Origin of the sequence: Methylobacterium sp. 092160098-2 (genome assembly GCF_028920805.1) — a bacterium.
In the GTDB taxonomy this organism is placed as follows: domain Bacteria; phylum Pseudomonadota; class Alphaproteobacteria; order Rhizobiales; family Beijerinckiaceae; genus Methylobacterium; species Methylobacterium fujisawaense.
Map to the genome: position 1 here is coordinate 668,490 of NZ_JAQPZJ010000001.1, position 19,352 is coordinate 687,841.

The 19,352-nt window shown below is 66.3% G+C and carries 16 protein-coding genes; 9 read left to right on the forward strand and 7 right to left on the reverse strand.

Features of this window, described 5'->3' with window-relative positions:
- Positions 1–3 precede the first annotated feature (3 nt).
- On the reverse strand, positions 4–891 hold the full coding sequence (locus PQI07_RS03025) for a DMT family transporter (RefSeq protein WP_051976049.1): 888 nt from the start codon (positions 889–891) through the stop codon (positions 4–6).
- Positions 892–1,167: 276 nt separating this feature from the next.
- Here PQI07_RS03025 and PQI07_RS03030 point away from each other — a divergent pair, with 276 nt between their 5' ends.
- On the forward strand, positions 1,168–1,566 hold the full coding sequence (locus PQI07_RS03030) for a PRC-barrel domain-containing protein (RefSeq protein WP_043382150.1): 399 nt from the start codon (positions 1,168–1,170) through the stop codon (positions 1,564–1,566).
- A 171-nt stretch (positions 1,567–1,737) separates the two neighbouring features.
- Here PQI07_RS03030 and PQI07_RS03035 read toward each other — a convergent pair whose 3' ends face one another.
- Positions 1,738–2,040 (reverse strand): hypothetical protein, encoded by a 303-nt coding sequence (locus PQI07_RS03035; RefSeq protein ID WP_274926003.1) that lies wholly within the window; start codon positions 2,038–2,040, stop codon positions 1,738–1,740.
- Positions 2,041–2,329: 289 nt separating this feature from the next.
- On the opposite strand from PQI07_RS03035, the gene PQI07_RS03040 reads away from it, so the two are divergent.
- Together PQI07_RS03040 and PQI07_RS03045 are read left to right on the forward strand one after the other, a co-directional pair.
- Positions 2,330–2,824 (forward strand): phosphohydrolase, encoded by a 495-nt coding sequence (locus PQI07_RS03040; RefSeq protein ID WP_274926004.1) that lies wholly within the window; start codon positions 2,330–2,332, stop codon positions 2,822–2,824.
- 393 nt (positions 2,825–3,217) lie between these two features.
- Positions 3,218–3,376: a hypothetical protein gene (locus PQI07_RS03045; RefSeq protein ID WP_164706327.1), complete on the forward strand. Its 159-nt coding sequence runs from the start codon at positions 3,218–3,220 to the stop codon at positions 3,374–3,376.
- Between the two features lie 157 nt (positions 3,377–3,533).
- Here the strand turns inward: PQI07_RS03045 and PQI07_RS03050 are convergent, their stop codons facing one another.
- Positions 3,534–3,722, reverse strand: a complete 189-nt coding sequence (locus tag PQI07_RS03050) for a hypothetical protein (protein WP_274926005.1) — start codon at positions 3,720–3,722, stop codon at positions 3,534–3,536.
- A gap of 676 nt (positions 3,723–4,398) precedes the next feature.
- Between PQI07_RS03050 and dsdA the strand changes: the two genes are divergently transcribed.
- Positions 4,399–5,688, forward strand: coding sequence for a D-serine ammonia-lyase (gene dsdA / locus PQI07_RS03055; RefSeq protein WP_274926006.1), 1,290 nt, complete (start codon positions 4,399–4,401; stop codon positions 5,686–5,688).
- Positions 5,689–5,856: 168 nt separating this feature from the next.
- Here dsdA and PQI07_RS03060 read toward each other — a convergent pair whose 3' ends face one another.
- Both PQI07_RS03060 and PQI07_RS03065 read right to left on the reverse strand, forming a co-directional pair.
- Positions 5,857–6,108, reverse strand: a complete 252-nt coding sequence (locus tag PQI07_RS03060; RefSeq protein WP_274926007.1) for a PilZ domain-containing protein — start codon at positions 6,106–6,108, stop codon at positions 5,857–5,859.
- A 131-nt stretch (positions 6,109–6,239) separates the two neighbouring features.
- Positions 6,240–6,527 (reverse strand): hypothetical protein, encoded by a 288-nt coding sequence (locus PQI07_RS03065; protein WP_274926008.1) that lies wholly within the window; start codon positions 6,525–6,527, stop codon positions 6,240–6,242.
- A 649-nt stretch (positions 6,528–7,176) separates the two neighbouring features.
- Here PQI07_RS03065 and PQI07_RS03070 point away from each other — a divergent pair.
- The 4 genes from PQI07_RS03070 (at position 7,177) to PQI07_RS03085 (ending at position 14,060) form a co-directional block, all read left to right on the forward strand.
- A complete protein-coding gene (locus tag PQI07_RS03070) occupies positions 7,177–10,446 on the forward strand; it encodes an efflux RND transporter permease subunit (protein ID WP_274926009.1) in 3,270 nt (1,089 codons plus the stop codon).
- Complete coding sequence (locus tag PQI07_RS03075) at positions 10,446–11,831, forward strand: efflux RND transporter periplasmic adaptor subunit (RefSeq protein WP_274926010.1); 1,386 nt, start codon at positions 10,446–10,448, stop codon at positions 11,829–11,831. Before PQI07_RS03070 ends, PQI07_RS03075 begins: the two co-directional genes overlap by 1 nt.
- 176 nt (positions 11,832–12,007) lie before the next feature.
- Positions 12,008–12,688, forward strand: a complete 681-nt coding sequence (locus PQI07_RS03080) for a response regulator transcription factor (RefSeq protein ID WP_043347627.1) — start codon at positions 12,008–12,010, stop codon at positions 12,686–12,688.
- Entirely contained in the window at positions 12,675–14,060 is a 1,386-nt protein-coding gene (locus PQI07_RS03085; protein ID WP_274926011.1) for a sensor histidine kinase, read from the forward strand. The genes PQI07_RS03080 and PQI07_RS03085 overlap by 14 nt, the downstream gene beginning before the upstream one ends.
- A gap of 66 nt (positions 14,061–14,126) precedes the next feature.
- Here the strand turns inward: PQI07_RS03085 and PQI07_RS03090 are convergent, their stop codons facing one another.
- Together PQI07_RS03090 and PQI07_RS03095 are read right to left on the reverse strand one after the other, a co-directional pair.
- Complete coding sequence (locus tag PQI07_RS03090) at positions 14,127–14,420, reverse strand: hypothetical protein (protein ID WP_274926012.1); 294 nt, start codon at positions 14,418–14,420, stop codon at positions 14,127–14,129.
- A gap of 719 nt (positions 14,421–15,139) precedes the next feature.
- Entirely contained in the window at positions 15,140–16,738 is a 1,599-nt protein-coding gene (locus PQI07_RS03095) for a porin (RefSeq protein WP_274926013.1), read from the reverse strand.
- Positions 16,739–17,585: 847 nt separating this feature from the next.
- On the opposite strand from PQI07_RS03095, the gene PQI07_RS03100 reads away from it, so the two are divergent.
- Entirely contained in the window at positions 17,586–19,346 is a 1,761-nt protein-coding gene (locus PQI07_RS03100) for an ethylbenzene dehydrogenase-related protein (protein WP_274926014.1), read from the forward strand.
- Positions 19,347–19,352: the final 6 nt, after the last annotated feature.

Here is a 19,352-nt window from a genome sequence, read left to right on the forward strand (position 1 = left end):
CTTTCAGGCGAAGCGCCGGGCCAGGGCTACGCAGGCGGCCACGGCCAAAGCGGCGCCGATCATGGCGGGCTCGATCCGCTCGCCGAGGACCAGCGCGGCGACGCCGAGGCCCAGGAACGGCTGCAGCAACTGGAGCTGGCCGACCGCCGCGATGCCGCCGCGCGCCAGGGCCCGATACCAGAACACGAAGCCGATCAGCATGCTGAACAGCGCCACGTAGGCGAGGCCCGCCCAGGCCGGCAGCGGGATCGTGCCGGGCTCGGCCGGACAGAGCGCCAGGGCCAGCGGCACGCTGACCGGCAAGGACAGGACCGTGGCCCAGGCGATCACCTGCCATCCGCCGAGCCGGCGCGCCAGGACGCCGCCTTCGGCGTAGCCGAGCCCGCAGAGCACGATCGCCGCGAGCATGAAACCATCCCCGGGACCGGGCGGTCCATCGAGGCCGCGCGCGGCGAAGGCGACCGTGACGAGCGCACCGGTGAGCGAAAACAACCAGAAGACGGGCGATGGCCGTTCGCCCGAGCGCAGCGCACCGAACAGCGCGGTGACCAGGGGCAGCAGGCCGAGGAACACCGTTCCATGCGCGGCACCGACGGTCTGCAAGGCCAGGGCGGTAAGCAGCGGAAACCCGACCACGACCCCCGCGGCCACGATGGCGAGCGCCGGAACGTCGGCCCGGCGCGGGCGCGCTTGGCGCAGGGCCAGAAGGGCCGCCGCACCGGCGAGGCCGGCGAGCGCCGCCCGTGCCGCACTGAGGAACAGGGCGTCCATGCCGGTCAGGGCGAGCCGGGTCGCGACCAGCGAGGCGCTGAAGATGGTGATCCCGACGAGACCATCCATCCAGGCGCCCGGTGCCGACCTCCGCGCCCGATCGAGCGAGGCGTCTGCCATGCATGTCTCCCGCAAACTCACGTCGGCCTTCGCTTGCCGCGACGGGCACCGGTGGGCCAGGAACGATCCCGCCGCCGCCGGGCATTCTGTCCCGGTCACGCGTCAGTACAGTTGCGCAAGGGGTTCGACGGGCGACTCACGACCAGGTGTCCGCGGACCGCGCGGGCACCTCGCGAGGGCTCCATGTTCCGCGCATTAACATTTCCGTGCGGGGGCGGAACGATGCGGCGTCATCGTCCATTTCCAGCCACCCATACCGGGACACTGGAGTTATTCATGCGCCGCCTCGTCCTTACAGCCCTCGCCGCCGCCACCCTCGCCGGTCCCGCCTTCGCCGCCAACGAGGCGCCCGCGACGGTGGCGCCGAAATTCGAGGCTGTCCCGCAGGACGCCGTGCTCAGCTACAATCTGATCGGTCTCAACGTCACCGACGCGCAGAACAACACGGTGGGCGAGATCAAGGATCTGGCCATCAATCACGACAAGCTTGTCGGCTACATCGTCTCGGTAGGCGGCTTCCTCGGCATGGGCGAGCACTACGTGGCGGTTTCGCCGAGCTCGATCGCCATCGGCTACGACGCCGACGCGAAGAAGTGGAAGGCCGTCATCGGAGCCTCCAAGGATCAGCTCAAGGCCGCGCCGGAATTCAAGTACGACGGCAAGTTCAAGCGCTGAGATCCAGATCTCAGACGAGGCCGGGCAGAGCGCCCGGCCGACCATTCGGGTCTCGCGGTGGAACGATCGCGGGACCCGTCGTGGCGGCCGAGGCACAACGCAGCGCCGGGCCGCCATGACACGATCGACGACAGCGCTGCCCGTCCCGACCGCACGAGGCGGAATGACAGGCTATCGCGACGGTGCGGCGGTGTCGCCCTGGGAGGGGCGGTCAGGCGCCCGGCGAAGCGGTTCACCGGGGCTTTCCAGAGCCTGACGCGCCAAGCAGGCGACCAAAGCGTCGCGTTTGGCCTGACGAAGCACGATCCGGGCGGCGGCCCGTGCGTTGGCGGCGCGCAACTCGGCGCGCGGGCCTCCATCGCGAAGGGCCCGCCATGCCAGGGCACGGAACCATCGGACGTTGGCCAGGGCCGCGGCGCGCCGGCTGAGCGGCCCACCGACATCGAGCGGCTTCTCCAGTGTCACGGACGCCATGGGCTCAATCCTGAAGTGCGACTCGCCGCTTGTCCGAACAGAGACAAGAGATGGCGAGTTCCGAGGAGCTGGGCAATAGTCCAAACGGTCATAACTTTCGGCCGACGCGCGAAGACTGCGCATCCGTGATATTTTCCGGACCCGCACCGTCTCGGCTTCGACGGCCCGGGTAAGACGCGGCCTTCTTTGACGCGGGCCGGTCGGGAACACCCCAGCGCGTTAAGGACTTCACGGAGCTGGGAGCCGGAGCGACGGCAATCCGGTCCGGTGGATGCCGCAAGAGGGCAGCGTGCCGACGATCTTCGATGCCCATACCTTCGCCCTTACCGCGCATGCCGGTCAGCTCGACAAGTGTGGCGAGCCCTGCATGCGGCACCTGGAGCGCGTTGCGAACGCGGCCTTGGCCCGAGCCGGTCACGCCCGACTCAGCGACGGACTCGACATTGACCCGATGCGAGTGATGCAGGCGGCGCTCCTGCACGATGTGCTGGAGGACACGTCACGCACGACGACAGATCTTCAGGCGGCCGGTTTCGAGGCGGATATTATCAGAACGGTCACGCTTCTCACGAAGCCCGCCTGCCGGATCGCCTATTCGGAACGAATTGCGGCCCTGATCGGATTGGGTGATCTCGCGGCACTGCTGATCAAGATGTCCGATACGGAGGACAATCTTCGTCCCTCCCGGATACCGCCCGATGCCGCCTTCCTGCGCGAGCGCTACGCCGACGCCTTCGCGCGTCTGAAGTCGGCTGCGGCGGTGATGGGATACACAGGGCGCTGAGGCCGGGGGCAAACGGGTCGCGTTGTGATCCGCTTCCGACATCTCCGTGCCGCTGAACTGCAACGCCGCGATCCGCCGCCCAGAGTGGACGGAAAGCTGAAGGGTGAGGTCCCGGCGGCCGGGCTTGGCCTTCGCCGGTCAGGGTGCCCTTCCCGCCACCTGGGCTGCCGGCGGCACCGTCTGGCGTCTGAGGGAGATCGACTCGGAACTGATGATCGTCCCCCGGATTGCATCGTCTGCGGATGCTACCCCCCGCTTTGGCCGCGGAGGACGTCGCCGTATCAAAGCGGCGGGAGCAAAGTTCCGAGCGACGCAGGCTTCGGGCCAGCGGTCCTCAGCACTGAAGCCGAGCGCTGTCGGTCCCATTCCATGCATTTGCAAGAAGGAAGTTCCATGCCGTCGATCAGTCGTCTCTCGCTGGTAGGATTCATGCTGATCGGCCTCGCGGCCTGCGACGACAAGCAGGCGCAGAACAATACACCGACGAAGCCCGACACCACGAAGATGGAACCGCAGACCGATCAATCCGCACCGAACCCGCCGAAGCGCTAGAACCGTTCCCGATCGCCTCGCGATCAGGAGCGGCTCAAAGCCTTCGTCCTAAGGCGCCTCTTGCGCCGAACCGGCGTTCATTGCGGCGGCGCGTCCGCGCGCCGGCAGCCCGCGATCGTAACGGGGCCGACCGATGGACGGTCCGAGACATCTGCGGTCATGCCCGGTCCGATGTGGCCGCGGAGCCCTCCGGGCCGGAGGCGGTGGTTAAGGTAGGATCGCCGGAAGGCTCAGCCACGAACGGGGCGGCTGCGCCGAAGCTCAGGGCGGCTTGGACGAGGATGTCATCGAGCGTATCGGCAGCCCAAAGCGCGCCGTCGAATACGGACCACAGGATCTGGCGCATCGGTCTCCTCCCGCCGCATCCCGGGACGACGCCGCTCCCCGGCGTCGTCCCGGGATGCGGCGCTCATTCGGTTCGCAACTGCATGCTCAGACGAAGTGCATCGGCAGGGCACGATCGAGGACTTCGACGTAGGTTCCGGCCAGGACCGCGATGGTGGCCAGGGCGGCGGCGGCGGCAAGGGTGAGACGCGCAGTGAGGGTCATTGGAAGTCTCCATCGGATCCGCGACTGTCTTCGCGGTGTGATCCCGATGTAAGCTCAAGCTTTGCGGGCCGAAGTGCTCCCGCACACCCGAAAACGGATCGCGTGACCGTCGCGCGGCTCAGGGGAGTGGCAGTCCCGTCGGGAGCGTCGCGGGGCCGGAACGATCGCCGACGGCATCGACGGCGCGGTTCAGAGGGCCGGCGTGGCGTTCCCGCCCGTCGGGATCGTCTCCCTCTTACACAAGCCTCCCCCTGCGACGGCGTCTGGGTGACCTTCTCAGGATGTCCGCCACCGCGACAGCGCCAGCCCCGACGAGGGCGCAAGGACGGATCGCCGGCCAGACCCACCATGCGCCCGATGGGCATGCCGAACGGCAGGTGGCTCTGATAAGCAGTCCGGGCGGAGACACGCGGCCGCGTCACCGACCCTCGCGCAGGTCGGACCGGCCCGAAGCGAACGGGATCCAAAACGCCATGGCAGGGATCGTCGAGATGCAGAACAGCCCCCGGGTCGGCCGCATCCCCGTCGCGGTCATGCAGGCCTGTCCGGCGATCTGGATCAACCCGGCGGTGGCCGACAGTGCGTCCGTCCTCCCGGATCTGGCGCTGGGCAGAGCCGACGTCGACGGTGCGGTGACACGCTGGCAGCGCTTCGCACCGTTGCTGACGCGCCTCTTCCCGCAAGAGGTGTCAGGCCGGATCGATTCACCGCTGATCCCGCTGGCGGCCGGCTTGTCCGACACCATTTTGTGTGGAGCGGGGGGCCGTGTGCTGGTCAAGGCGGACCATGCATTGCCGGTGACGGGCTGCATCAAGGCACGCGGCGGCGTCTACGAGGTCCTGGCCTACGCCGAGGCGCTGGCCGCGCAGGCCGGACTTCTCGTCGAGGGCCGATCCTATGCGGCCTTCGCGGACACGGAATTTCGCGACCTGTTTGGCCGTCACATCATCGCGGTCGGCAGCACCGGCAATCTCGGCTTCAGCGTCGGACTGATGGGACGGGCGCTCGGCTTCGCGGTGGAAGTTCACATGTCGCACGATGCCAAGGCCTGGAAGAAGGAACGCCTGCGGGAACTCGGCGCCCGCGTGGTCGAGCATCGCGGCGATTACGGTGCGGCGGTCGCGGCGGCGCGCAACGCCTATTCCGGACGCGGCGATGCGCATTTCGTCGACGACGAGGATTCGGTCGAGCTGTTCCTGGGCTATGCGGCCGCGGCCCTCGACCTGGAGCGCCAGCTCGCTGCAGCCGGGATCCCGGTTGGGCCGGCCCATCCCCTGTTCGTCCATCTGCCCTGTGGCGTCGGAGGCGCGCCGGGTGGTGTCGCCTTCGGCCTGAAGCTGCTGTTCGGTGATTCCGTGCATCCGGTCTTCGTCGAGCCCGTGGCGTCGCCCTGCATGCTGGTTCAGCTCGCGGCGGGGCTCGAACGGCCGGTGAGCGTCTACGATGTCGGTCTCGACAATCGCACCGCCGCCGACGGGCTGGCGGTCGCCTCCGCGTCCATGCTGGTCGCTCGCACCCTCGAGAAGCTTGTCCGGGCCGTGGTCACGGTCCCCGACGATGCGTTGTATCGTTGGCTCAAGATCCTCTGGACGGAGGCGGGTATCCGCCTGGAGCCTTCCGCGGCGGCCGGCTTCGCGGCGGCGGGACGTTTTGCACAGACCATCCCGGCGGAGACGCGCGCCGCCGCAACCCACGTCATCTGGACGACCGGTGGTGCGCATCTCCCGGCCGAGGAGTTCGAGGCGGCGCTCGCCCGCGGCTGAGGGGCCTTCCCCGGGGCGGATGCCGACGTCGCACGCCCCTTCGAACAGGGCTCTACGATCAGTGCCGGGTGGATACGCTCTCCGTCCCCGACCAGGGTGCCGCGAGAAAGACGGCGTCCACCACTCTGACGCAGTCCGCCGCCTCGCCGCGCTCCCGAGACGCGACGATCATTCCATCAGATCGGTCAGGGCCCCGATCTCGTCGTCATTCTTCCAGACCGTCTCGCAACCGATCACCTTCTCGGTGGCGTCGATCGTCAGCTGGAATTCAGCGGGAACCCGCTCCGTGCCGACCAGCCGGAGGCGCACGCCCCAGCGGGACATGTCATGGACCACACAGGGTATCGTCGGGTGACCCGCGACCGCGATGCGTCCGTGCAAGTTGACTGATACGCGCCGGGCGCTTCGCTCTTCGATCATGACAGCTCGACCCCAAACAGGGTCAAGCTAGTGGCGAGGGCTCAAAAAGGTCTTCACGGATTCATTCGAATTGCCGGAATGGGCCTGCCATGACGGCTGCGGCCCGCCGCCGACCTCACGCACGCAGAGGTCTAAGGATAGGCGTGCCGGCGTGCGCGTTCGAAGGCATCCGCGCACGCCTTGTCGAAGAGCCTGCACGGCGCCGGCGCATCGCCGGGTTCCGCCAACATCGGCTGACCGCGGATGTCTCCGGCTGAATGCACTTGAGAATATCGCGACCGCGGATCGAAATAGGGATCCGACGTGTAGCTGCTCATGAACGCGCCCCCTGCCGCCATCTCGCTTTCCGCATGCGCGGACCCGACCAAGCGCAGCAGCGTCAAGGCCAGGATGAGGAGCCCCAGGTATCGTCCGCCCACCGGCTTAACTCCTCGTCGAGCCTGACATCATCAGCACAGACGCCGATCGATCGGCGTCTTCATCCCGCCCCGGAGCGGCGGTGACGGGGGCCGCTCAGGTGTCCGAGAGGTTCGCTCGCCGCCATGGCACGGGGTGAGCGCACAGGCCGCAATCCGGCCGAAACGAGGCCCTGCGGTTCGATCACGCGAGACATCGGAGCCACCCCGGCACCCCGGGTCGCGTGGCACGGGCAGCCCCGCGATACGCGACAATGGCACCGGATCGGTCGGAGCGGCGCCAGAATGATCGTGCAGGATGTGCAAGAGACGCAATTAAATAAGTCTTCTGGCAGTAAAAATTCAATTTTTTTCCAAAATACCTTTTAATTTTCGACCGGCGCGCCGCCATCGGCGTCCGGTGCCGCAGCACATCGCCGGTATGGAGCCCGGCGATCCTTAAGAGAGCTGGGGCGTTTTTAATTTCTTGAAATCCGCTTTAGATTGTCGTGTCGAATTCATTCGAAGAGTGTTTCAGCGAAAGCTATATCTCTTCCGCGCCGGGCATTCGCCCTGTGTTCTCTCTGAAAACGAGGCGTGATCTGCTCGATGTTCCCGCGGCCCGGCCGCACGGGACGGGGGCCGGATCATGATGGAAGATCCGACAGGTCACATGGAACTCGTCCGGTTCGCCCTGAAGTTTCGCAAGAGCTTCTATGTTCTTGCCGTCCTGATGTTCCTCGCGGGCGTCGGCTCCATTGCCGTGGCCCCCAAGGACGTCCTTCCCGCCGTCGACATACCGGTTGTGGTCGTGGTGTGGACCTACAACGGCCTCGATGCCACCGACATGGTCCAGCGGATCACGAATTACAGCGAGTTCTCGCTGTCGAGTAACGTGAACAACATCAGGCGGATCGAATCGACCTCGATCCAGGGCACCGTGACCGAGCGGATCTACTTCGATTCGGCGGTCAGCATCGATCTGGCGATGACCCAGGTCGACTCGGCCATGAACGCGATCCGCTCGCGCATGCCGCCGGGCGTGCAGCCCCCCGTCATCATGCGCTTCTCCGCCTCCTCGGTGCCGGTCATCCAGATGGCGCTGTCGTCATCCAAGCTGCCGCTCACCAAGGTCTTCGACTACGCGCAGTACCGGACCCGCCGGCGGCTCGCCGAGGTGCCGGGCTCCACGCTGCCGTCGCCCTATGGCGGCGCACCGCGTCAGGTCATGGTCGATCTCGATCCCGCCAAGCTGCGTGCGATCGGCATGACGCCGCTCGATGTCCTGAACGCGGTCCTCAAGCAGAACCTCGTGGTGCCCTCCGGGCTCGCGAAGATCGGGACGCAGCAATACACCGTGCGCCTGAATTCGAGTCCGCAGCTGGTCGATCAGCTCAACCGCATTCCCATCAAAGTCGAGAACAACCAGCCGGTTCTGCTGCGGGATGTCGCCCATGTCCGGGACGGTTCGCCGCCGCAGATCAACATCGTCCGCGCGGATGGGCACCATTCGGTCCTGCTGCAGGTCCTCAAGAACGGCGCGGCCTCGACCCTGGACGTCGTGAATGCCGTCAAGGGCGCCCTGCCCGACATCCACGCGGCCGCGCCGAAGGGCATGACGATCACGCCGCTGTTCGATCAGTCGGTCTTCGTCTCGGACGCCATCTCCGACGTGGTGCGCGAAGCGGTGATCGCGGCCGGCCTCACAGGCCTCGCGATCCTGCTGTTCCTGGGGTCGTGGCGCTCGACCATCGTGGTGCTCGTCTCGATCCCCCTCTGCATCCTCACCTCTCTGTCGATCCTGGTCGCCCTGGGCCAGACCATCAACGTGATGACCCTGGGCGGCCTCGCCCTGGCGGTGGGTATCCTGGTGGACGATGCCACCGTGGCGATCGAGAACACCTACCGCATGTTTGAGGAGGGCTTCTCGTTCAGGCGCTCCGTGGTCGAGGGCGTCGCCGGCATCGCCAAGCCGGCCCTGATCTCGACGCTGGCCATCTGCTCGGCCTTCTCGGCGGTCTTCTTCCTCACCGATGCGCCCCGCTACCTCTTCGTCCCGCAGGCCGAGGCGGTGGTCTTCGCGATGCTGACCTCGTACCTGCTGTCTCGGACGCTGGTGGCGATCCTGATCGACGTCCTCGTCGCACCGGAATACGCGCAGCATCACGGCGGGTCGGAGCCGGGAACCGAAGAATCCGCGGCGCCCCGACGCCGCTCGGTCCTCGGGCGCGTGCTCGGCTTCGCGGTGCGGCCGCTCGTCTGGGCGTTGCGGTATCCGGTGCGTGGCGCCCTCGCCTTCCGGGCGGCCTTCGAGCGGGGCTTCGCGCGGTTCCACGCCGGCTATGTTGGACTGCTCTCCGCCGTAATCAGCCACCCGGCCCGCGCCCTAGTCGGCGTGATGGCCGTCTTCGCGGTGACCGCGGCGATCTTTCCCTTCGTCGGGCAGGATTATTTCCCGCAGATCGAATCCAGCCAGATGACGCTGCACATCCGCACGCGGCCCGGCGAGCGGATCGAGCAGGCGGAAAAGACCTTCGCGCAGGTCGAGGACGTCGTCAGGCAGGTCGTCCTGAAGGACGAACTCGGACTCATCCTCGACAATATCGGCCTACCGGCATCGAACTACAATTTCGCGTTCATGGACGCCTCCTTCGTCGCCTACAACGACGGGCAGATGCTGATCAACTTGAAGGGCGAGCACAAGCCGATTTCCTTCTATGAAAAGCGCCTGCGCAAGGTTCTGCACGAGGCCTTCCCGGACGACATCTTCTACTTCCAGCCATCCGACATCATCACGCAGATCCTCAACTTCGGAACCGTCGCCCAGATCGACGTTCAAGTGTCCGGACGTCACGACGACAAGGACTTGGCCGTGGCGCGGGATCTCGTCCGCCGCATCGCGGCGGTCCGAGGCGCGGTCGATGTCCACCTGCACCAGATCGTCGACGCGCCGCAGATGTACGTGAATGTCGACCGGAGGCTGGCGTCCGAAATGGGGGTCAGCGAACAATCCATCGCTCAGAATCTGAACGTCTCGCTCTCCGGCTCATTCCAGGTCAGCCCGAACTTCTGGGCCGATCCGAAGTCCGGGATGCCCTATCAGCTCTGGGTCCAGACGCCGGAATGGCGCAACGCCGATATTCATCAGCTGATGAATACGCCGGTCTCCGTCCATGCGAACGGGCAGGACAAGCCGGGCATTCCGATCCTGCTGTCGAACATCGCCACGATGCAGCGGCAGCCGGAGCAGACGGTCATCAACCACGTCAACCAGCAGCCGACCCTCGACATCCTCGCCAACGTCCAGAACGCCGATCTCGGCAGCGTGCGCACCGCCGTCGACCGGATCGTCGCCGACGAACAGGCTCAGCTCCCGGCGCCGGACAGGATCCTGGTCCGCGGCCAGATCGAGAGCATGGAGAGCGCGTTCTCGCGGATCGAGCTCGGGCTCGGCATCGCCCTGGTGGCGGTCTACCTGCTGCTCGTCCTGAACTACCAGACCTGGGTCGATCCCTTCGTGGTCATCGCGGCGCTTCCGCTCGCCTTCTGCGGCATCGTGATGAGCCTGTTCATCACCAGCACGGCGTTCTCGATCCCGGCCCTGTTCGGGGCGATCATGTCGGTCGGCGTCGCGAGCGCGAACTCGATCCTGCTCGTCACCTTCGCCAAGGAGCATCGGGAAGCCACCGGCTGCTCGGCCCGCGAGGCCGCCCTCATGGCCGGGCATACCCGCCTGCGGCCTGTGCTGATGACAGCGTCCGCCATGTTCCTGGGCCTGATCCCCATGGCGATCGGCGCCGGCGAAGGCGCCGAGCAGAACGCCGCCCTCGCCCGCGCGGTGATGGGCGGGATCGGGATGGGAACCGTGTCGACGCTGCTGTTCGTCCCCCTCCTCTACACCCTGCTCCGGCGTCAGCCGATCAAGCCCCTCGAGGATTATTGATGACTGCTTTCACCGACCCTCCCGAGGCCGGCGCCGAGCCTGCCGCGCGGGCGCACCAGCACGCGCTCGAGGTCGATCCGCTGCGGCGGGACGAGGCCGGGGAGACCCTGGCCCAGGCCGCGCCACCGCCGCCGCGCAAGCGGCCCTTCCTGGTGGCGTTCCTCGCCCTCGGCAGCGCCCTCGGGCTCGGCGCGTGGCACCATTGGGACGTGTATCGGGCGTCGCTGGAGACCCAGGCCGAAGCCGTGGACTTCGTGCCTACGGTCCGCACCGGCCCTGCGACCGTGGATGACGGGCCCATGCGCCTGACCCTGCCGGGGCAGACCGAGGCGTTCGACCATGCCGACATCTTCGCCCGTGCCACCGGCTACATCGCCGAACGCAAGGTCGATATCGGCTCGCGGGTGAAGAAGGGCGATCTGCTCGTCCGCATCGCCGCACCGGACCTGGATCAGCAGGCCCGGCAGGCCGAAGCCCAGCTTGGTCAGTTCAAGGCCCAACTGGCGGTGGCGCAGGCGGACGTGGAGCAGGCCAAAGCCAACGTGACGCTGGCGAACGTCACCGACGCGCGCACCGCGACCCTGGCCGGTCAGGGCTGGGCGTCCAAGCAGAATGCCGACCAGACCCGCGCCGGCATGCTGACGGCTACGGCCTCCCTTGCCGCCGCGCAGGCGAAGGTGAAGGTCGCGGAGGCCAACATCACCGCGCAGCAGGCCACCCTCGAACGGCTCCGCACCCTGACGACCTTCGAGAACGTGGTCGCGCCCTTCGACGGCATCATCGTCGCCCGCAAGGTCGACGTCGGCGACCTCGTCCAGGGCGATGCCGGCAGCGGGACGCCGCTCTTCTCGATCGACAGCATCGATGTCCTGCGCGTGACCGTGCAGGTGCCGCAATCGGCGGCGGTGGGCATCCATGATGGCGTGAAGGCGCGCGTTCAGGTTGCGCAGATGCCGGATCGCACCTTCGCGGGCACGGTGTCGCGCAGCTCGGTCGCCCTCCAATCTTCGGTCCGGACGCTCGACACCGAGGTGGACGTCGCCAATCCGGAGGGAACGTTGCGACCGGGCCTCTACGTCGCCGTGACCTTCGAGGTCCCGCGCATGCACCCGCGCGTGGTCATCCCGTCCGAGGCGCTCATCTTCGACGCAGGCGGAACGCAGGTCGCCGTGGTCGGCACGGACGACATTGTGCATCTCCGGCCGATCACGATCGCGCGGGATCTCGGCACCCGCCTCGAGCTGCGCAGCGGCCTCAGCAGCGGTGAAATGGTCGTCCTCAACCCGCCTGCCGACCTCCGGGAAGGCGGCCGGGTCAATCCGAAAGGCCCCACCGCTTCCCGGATCCCCACAGCCAAGCTCTCCGAGCAGGCGAGCGCGGAGTGAGGCGCATGGTTCAGATCCCGCGCTCACCTGTAAGCTTTGCCGAACCGACGATGCAGAGCGATAGCCCCGAGCCGTCCCCATTTGACTCCGGAACCGAAGAGGATATTTCCGGCACCTCCTCCGAGCTGCAGGAGACCAAGCAGAGCCGACGAATACAAAATAAGAAGGAAAAACGGATGGCCAGCGTATTGGTGGTAGAGGACGACCGGCGGGTCGCGGCCGAGATCGGATCGGCACTCGCGGAATATGGATTTCAGGTTGACGAGGCCCCAAGCGGCAGTATCGGATTACGCAAGGCCCTCGACGGTAAATTTGACGTGATCGTTCTGGACCGGATGCTTCCGGAGATTGACGGCCTGTCGCTGCTGACCAAGCTGCGCGCCGCCAAGGTGTCGACGCCGGTCCTGATCCTCAGCGCCCTCTCGGCCGTCAACGAGCGCGTCGACGGCCTGCGCGCCGGCGGCGACGACTACCTCGCCAAGCCGTTCGAGTTCATCGAACTCACCGCCCGCGTCGACGCGCTGGCCCGCCGCAAGATGGCCGCCGAGGCGGTCAACGAACTCGTCGTCGGCGATCTCCGCCTCGATCTGATCGACCGCGTCCTCTACTGCGCCGAGCGCGAGATCGAACTCCTGCCCAAGGAATTCGCGATCATCGAGTTCCTCATGCAGAACGCCGGCACCCTCGTCAGCCGGAAAATGATCTTCGAATCCGTCTGGGGCTACAGCTTCAATCACCAGTCGAGCGTCATCGACGTCCATATCGGCAAGATCCGGAAGAAACTCGATCCCGACGGGCTCAACCCCCGCATCCATACCGTGCGCAACACAGGCTTCATCCTCCGTGCGCCTGCTTGAAGTCCGGCGCACGAGCGGCTTCCGGGTCGCCTGCCTGTTCTTCGCGACCTTCGGAACGGCGTCGCTCGCGCTGTCGGCCTTCCTGTACGTCGACACGCGCAGCTACGGCCGCAAGGCCGCGTTCGAATGGGTGGGATGGGAGTCGAAGCATCTTCTGGGGCTGTCCCCGCGCGCGCTGCGCGAACGGATCGACGCCTCCGAGGATTTCGCCGAAGGCGGCCGCCCGCTGGTGCTGTTCGGGCCCGATCAGACGCGCCGGGCCGGCGCACCGATCCCTTTCCCGGTCACGGCGCCGGTTGGCCGGCCGTTCATCCTGTCACAGCCGACGGATCACGGCACCCGCGCGCTGTTCAGCCAACTCACTGAGCTGCCGAGCGGCGAGTATGTCCTCGTCAGCCGGTCTGCCAAGGACCTGGAGACCCTGGAAAAGGCGCTGGTCGAGACCTTCGTCTGGGGCATGATCGCCACCATCGTCATCGGTCTGATCGGCGCCGTGGTCTTCGGGGCCGGCTCCCTGCGGCAGAACGATGCGATCACCAAGGCGGTGGAGCGCATCATGCGGGGCGATCTGAGCGAGCGACTGCCGACGCGCGGCGTCTCGGCCGACCTCGCGCACCTCACGCGTGTGGTCAACGACATGCTGGATCAGCTTCAGCGGCTGATGCTGGAGATCAAGGGTGTCAACGAGAACATCGCCCACGACCTGCGGACTCCGCTGACCCGGGTGGTCGGCACGCTGGAACGGTCGCTGCGCAAGGCCGACAGCGTCGAGGCCTTCCGGGCCTGCAACGAGGACGTGCTTGCCGAGGTCAAGTCGATCGTCGTGCGCTTCTCGGCGCTGCTGCGGATTTCGGAGATGGAGGACCGGCTGCGCCGATCGGGCTTCACCGAGGTCGATCTCGGGCGATTGCTCGAGGACGCCGTCGAGTATTACGAGCCGCTGGCCGTGGAGCGCGGCATCCGGATGCGCTGGGAGCGGCCGGACGGGCCCTGCCTCGTGGAGGGTGATCGCAGCCTGATCTTCGAGGCGGCGAGCAACTTGATCGACAACGCCTTGAAGTTCACTCCGGCCGGCGGAGAGGTCGCGGTCACGCTGCTCCAGCATCCGGCGGGCATCCGCGTCGTCGATACCGGCTGCGGCATCCCGGCGGACGAACTCAACGCGGTGCGGGCGCGGTACCGTCGCGGCGCCTTGAAGACCGACAAGAGCGGCTTCGGGATCGGCCTGAGCTTGGTCGATTCCATCGCGCGGCTCCACAGTGCCACCTTCGACATCGCCAGCGACGGCGCTGGCTGCTGCGTCACCTTCCGATGGGCCCGCACGGTCGCGAACACGCCGTCCATCGACCTTGTCCCCGCCCCCGCCCTGTAGCGCCGCCGCGCCCGGCCTCTCCCGTCATGAGGAGCGCCGGGCGCGCGGAGCCTCCGATGCGGCGTCTCAGTAGGACGACCGCCCATGTCGACGCTCGCGGGTGTTGTAGCGGCTCCACTGAGGATTGGCCGGGACCGTCCCGATCGAGGCGGGCCGCTGAACGGCCGCGCTGTAGCCGGTCGCGCCTTCCCACATGCCGCCGGCTTTGTCGTTGCCCTCGGAGGCGGACCACGCGTCGAGACCGCTGCCGTTTGTCCGGATGATGAGGCTCGGATCGATCGACGGACCTCCATCCTGCGCGAACGCCGGAGCCGCGATCAGCATGACGCCCATGGAACAGGCCAGGACAATGCTCTTCATGATAATCTCTCGTCTTTGTTCTGTCGCGAACCGGCGACGTGAGTAATCCATGCAGCACAGACGGTTTAAATGCTATATTTTATTGCAGAATAATTCTTTCGCTCTTTGTTTAGGCTTCAATCTTGAAAGGATTTTTGAATTTTTGACCTTGGCGAAGGCGGAGTGCGGCGCGAGCGGCGTTCGAGCCCGCCGCGCCGGGATCGCGGACGCGGCCCTCTGCATGGGGTTTGCTGGCATTTGGCTCGGTGAACGAAGCGACGGCTTTTCGGGCCGACAACGCCCGACGGTTGCGCAACACGCCTGTGCGGCTTGAGACGCTGTGCGGGGTGGCGCTCGAAGACCTGCAAAACCCGCTCTTTGACCCGGGAGATGGCGCAGGAGATCGCTCACCTAGATGCCGGCCGGCGTCGAACATGAAAAAGCCGACCGGTTGCCCGGTCGGCAGAGTCTTTTGGGTCTGAAGCTTTGGATCAGGTCGGCCTTGCCCTGGTACCCGGGCCCGCCGATCTGAAACCGTAGCATCTGCTCGACCGGAGGCGAAGCGAGCCGCCGAAGAGCTGTATTGGTTGTAGCTCTTTCCGCGGCAGTATCAATTAAAAGAAGTTTTATTTGCCGAACAAAACCGAAAATTCCCAATCGTCTTCCGGTCAAACAGAAGCCCAGCCGAATGGCTGGGCTCGAAATTTCTTGTTGTGAGTGGTTGCGCGCGTCGCTGGCGCTCAGAAGTCCCGCTGCACACGGAAGCGGAACTGGGCCGCGTCCTGAGAACTCACGTAGCGCAGCGCGTTCTTCGAGATGTCGGGCGTCACACCATTGTTGAGGGCGGTGCGAATGTACTCACCCTCGACCCCGATATCCAGGTCCTTTACCGGGGTCCAGATCAGGCTCGCGCCGGTGATGATCTGGTTGTTTCCTCTCAAGACAGGGCTTGTGGCGAAGGCCAGGGCATTGGACGCGCTGGCGCCGGCCGGCGCGAAGCCGAAGCCCAGGAGGCCGAGGGCATTGCGGCCCTTCGAATTGTAATCGATCTGAGCGTAGCTTCCGAAGAAGGCCGACCGCCAGGCCGGTGACCAGTAGTGAAGCATCGACGCGACGGCCGAAAATGACGTCGACAGCTCGAGACGGCCCGTGGTGGGGTTGAGGACCGCATCGGCGTAGTATTGGGCGAACGAGCCGCCACCCACGGGCGCTGCGCCGAGGGCATCGTACGGAGCCGTGTAGTTCGAGATGCCCGTATAGGCGATGGCACCCTGCCCGTAGGCGCCCTGAAGGTACAGCGTATCGCCCGTCGCGATGAACGGCAGATTGACCTTCAGGCCGCCCTGGACCGCCCATCCATAGGCGTTCGACGCGCGTCCCGTGGGCGATATGCCGAGACCGGTGGTGGCCGTGGTGATGCCCCCCACCGTGCTTCCGGCATCGCCCGCATTGATCTCGTGGACGGCGGCCGACACCTGGGCGGATCCCCAGGCCTGATCGATGCGTGCCACGCCGATGAAGTCGGGCATCCGGCTTTTCTGGGTCACATCGACGAAAGCCACGTTGCCGGGACCGACCACGATCGGCGCGAGGAAGGTCGCGGGCGTGAACGGGTTGAAGGCGTTGCTGTAGCCCGCGAACCCGCCGCCCGCCGTGAAGGCGCCGACAGCGGCCCCCGTGCCGAAGATCGGGAAGCGGCGATAGACCGGGTCTTCCATGGAGGCCGTCAGGGTGACGCCGTTCCCGAGCGTCGCCGAATAGGCGAGCAGGTTCGTGCTGAACGTGTCGGATCCGGCCGTTCCGCCGATCAGCTCGAAGTCGTGGGCATAGAAGTCGAAGAACGAGGAGGCGCGGCCCGCGGTCAGGCCGGCGAACTGAATGAACGCCTTGTCGGCGTTGATGTAGGTTTGCGTGCGCCCGAACGCGTCGGCGCCGAGTCCGGCGATCGCCAAGCTCTCGCGCTGCCGGGATCCGGAGGTCAGGAACGGGCCGCTGCGGTTGCCGACGTCGACCCGCAGGAAGGCTCTGAGGGTTCCGTAATCGGTCTGGGTCCGCGCATCGAGGTTGATCCGCATCAGGCCCAGATATCCGGTCAGGTCGCGGCCACCGCCGGTGCGGACTTTGCTGGTCTGATATAGGAAGTCATACCGCGCCCTGCCGGATATGCGGAGGCAGGTATCAGTGCCGGGAATATAGAAAAAGCCCGCTCCGTACGCGTTGCATACACGCACAAATTCGACTGGCGCTGACTTCAGGGTCGGCAAATCTGCGGCTTGTGCGCCTGCAATCGGAAGCATCAGAGCTGAAGAGCCCAGTAACAGCGCCTTGATTTTGGTCATGGTGTCCCCTCATCCGACGCCGTGGCCATGGAGGTGCCAGCGTCAACCCAATGATCCGCGTTCACGCGCGTGCGGGATGACCGGCACGATGCGACGTCGCAGTGTTTTGGAGATTTGGCCGGCCTATCGATCGGCAGCTTGACCGTATCTATCAAGTAATGATTTTACAAATAAATTAGACTTGTATTTTTCAACTACAATTCGGTTCCTTAAATTTGTTTTTGTATCTGAATCTTGAAACGACGACGAAGCGCGGGGCTTTGCGGTTGCGACGTTTCCGCGGCCAGGCAAGGTCCTACTCAGGGGGAAGCCGCGGACGGGATCGCCGATCGTCCGGGTGAGCGGCGGCGCCACGGCGCCTGTCCGTCGTCGCGATGTCACGCGCAACCATCGAAACGGATCGCCGTCCGCGCCCCGCGTTCCCGCCGGCGGCCCCATCGGTCCGGGGAGACCGAAAGCCTCTGCAATCATGCTCTCGAGGGAGGCGCTGACGCTCCTGAGCGTGCATTGATCGAATGCCGTGCCGATCTCGCTCGATGGCCGGCCCGCCCTACCAGCCGGACGGAGCAGGCCGGCAGGATGCGACATGGATCCGCCGGCCATTGCCCGCGGGCATCAGCGGACCCCGAATGGAAACGATGGCGCGGCCGATGCCATCGGTCGCCGAACCACGATGGCCGAACCGTTTCGCCACGGGGGATTCGGTCGATCGCTCAGGACGGCGCCGTTAAGCATATCCGCGAGGAATCTCGGATTTGAAAGCTCGGCCATATCGCCGGGTGTGGTCTATGATTTACAAAGTCCTAACGCAGGTCGGATAAATTGCACCGATTGAGCGGAGGATCGAATGTCGGAACCGCTGACCCTCGCGCCCCATCGGCCTCGTGGCGCCGCGGCAATGTCCGAACCGGGCGTGCGCCTCGACCGGCATCCCCGCTCCGATACCGGCACGATCCTCATCCATTGGATCGTCGCCGGCGCGATGGTTGCGAGCCTGCTCACGGGCTTGCGCATCTCGGCCGACGCTCCTGTGGCGCGCACCGCGAAATTCCTGGCCCCGTTTCTGCCGCAGGGCGAAGTCTGGACCGTGCACTTCGTGGCTGGTCTCACCCTGTTCTTCGCGATCACGGCCTATGTCGTCTACCTCGTGCGCGGACGTCTCACGGATCGCAATGGCCTGTCCCGGCTCCGCGCGATCCGCGTCAGCGGCCGGAGCAAGGCGGCGCGGAAGGCGCGGTGGGGTGGCGTCAACGTCGCCCTGCACTGGCTGATCTATGCCGTCACCCTCGTCCTGACCGGCACCGGCATCGCGCTCTATCTCGGCTATGGCGGCTGGGTCGTCTGGCTGCACGCCACCTGCGCCCTGGGCGCGCTGGCCTACATCGCCATCCACACCCTCGCGCATTTCATGTATGGCGGGCTGTGGCAGCTCCTGCGGCTCTTCCGCCCCGCGCCCCTGGCGGACGGGGCGACCCGCCGCCGTCGGCCCTTGCTGGCGGCCGCAATCGTCGGCCTGCCCGTGGTGGGTTTGCTGGCCTGGGCAGATCTGACGGGTCGCTCCACCCTCGTGGTCGACAAGGTTTCGGTCGGCCCCGACCTGTCGAAGCTCCTCGACGATCCCGTCTGGCGCACCGCCCGACCGGTTTCAGTCCGGACGATGCAGGGCGCCAATTTCGGCGGCACCGGCGAGACCACCGTGGAGATCCGCGCGGTGCGCGATGGGGCGAACGTCTACTTCGCTTTTCGGTGGTGGGACCCCTCCCGCTCGCTGAAGCGCGTCCCGATGATCAAGAAGGCCGACGGCTGGCATCTCCTCGACGCGGACGCCGCCAAGGCGGACGTGACCGGATACTACGAAGACAAGCTCGCCGTGATCTTCTCGCGCTCCGATGCCTTCGGCAGCGGCGGCTCGACCCATCTCGGTGCCCGCCCCCTGCCGGACGCCCCCGCGCCTCTGAACGGCCGCGGCTACCACTACACCACCGACGGCAGCTACATCGACATGTGGCAGTGGAAGGCGGCCCGGGGCGGCATGCTGGGCGTCGTCGAGGACATGCATATCGGGCCGCCCACCGAGCCGACCGCCGCGGAGCGGGCTGTGAAGGGCCGCTACCAGGCGGGCTATTGGGGCGATCCCGGCACAAGCACGTACCGCTACAATTTCCGCTTCGAGGGCCCCGGTGGCTACGAAGGCGCCGTCGAGCCGCTGCGGCTGCCCAAGGACTGGCGGGCCACCGTGGCCAGGCTCGGGACCATCGATCTGGGCCTCGATGCCAGTACCGCGCCGGGTTCGGCTTGGTGGATGGTCGAGAAGACCGAGACGGTTGCCTACTCGGCGGCCGGCGACGCAGAGATACCGGTCGGGACCGTCATGCCGGGTGTACTCATGACAGACGGCTATTCGGGCGATCGGGCCGGAATCTCGGCGGCGGCCGACTGGGCTGACGCCCATTGGACCCTGGTGGCCTCGCGCAAGATCGCGACCGGCAGCAAGTACGACGTCGATTTCCTGCCCGGCAGCAAGTTCTTCCTCTACGTCTCGGCCTTCGATCACACGCAGACCCGCCACACGCGGCACATGCGGCCGGTCGAAGTCCTGCTGCGCTGACGCGGG

Coding starts and splice junctions, on each gene's coding strand:
- PQI07_RS03025 (WP_051976049.1), bottom strand. CDS start 891: ATGGCAGACGCCTCGCTCGATCGGGCGCGGAGGTCGGCACCGGGCGCC.
- PQI07_RS03030 (WP_043382150.1), top strand. CDS start 1,168: ATGCGCCGCCTCGTCCTTACAGCCCTCGCCGCCGCCACCCTCGCCGGT.
- PQI07_RS03035 (WP_274926003.1), bottom strand. CDS start 2,040: ATGGCGTCCGTGACACTGGAGAAGCCGCTCGATGTCGGTGGGCCGCTC.
- PQI07_RS03045 (WP_164706327.1), top strand. CDS start 3,218: ATGCCGTCGATCAGTCGTCTCTCGCTGGTAGGATTCATGCTGATCGGC.
- PQI07_RS03050 (WP_274926005.1), bottom strand. CDS start 3,722: ATGCGCCAGATCCTGTGGTCCGTATTCGACGGCGCGCTTTGGGCTGCC.
- dsdA (WP_274926006.1), top strand. CDS start 4,399: ATGGCAGGGATCGTCGAGATGCAGAACAGCCCCCGGGTCGGCCGCATC.
- PQI07_RS03060 (WP_274926007.1), bottom strand. CDS start 6,108: ATGATCGAAGAGCGAAGCGCCCGGCGCGTATCAGTCAACTTGCACGGA.
- PQI07_RS03070 (WP_274926009.1), top strand. CDS start 7,177: ATGGAACTCGTCCGGTTCGCCCTGAAGTTTCGCAAGAGCTTCTATGTT.
- PQI07_RS03075 (WP_274926010.1), top strand. CDS start 10,446: ATGACTGCTTTCACCGACCCTCCCGAGGCCGGCGCCGAGCCTGCCGCG.
- PQI07_RS03080 (WP_043347627.1), top strand. CDS start 12,008: ATGGCCAGCGTATTGGTGGTAGAGGACGACCGGCGGGTCGCGGCCGAG.
- PQI07_RS03090 (WP_274926012.1), bottom strand. CDS start 14,420: ATGAAGAGCATTGTCCTGGCCTGTTCCATGGGCGTCATGCTGATCGCG.
- PQI07_RS03095 (WP_274926013.1), bottom strand. CDS start 16,738: ATGACCAAAATCAAGGCGCTGTTACTGGGCTCTTCAGCTCTGATGCTT.
- PQI07_RS03100 (WP_274926014.1), top strand. CDS start 17,586: ATGTCGGAACCGCTGACCCTCGCGCCCCATCGGCCTCGTGGCGCCGCG.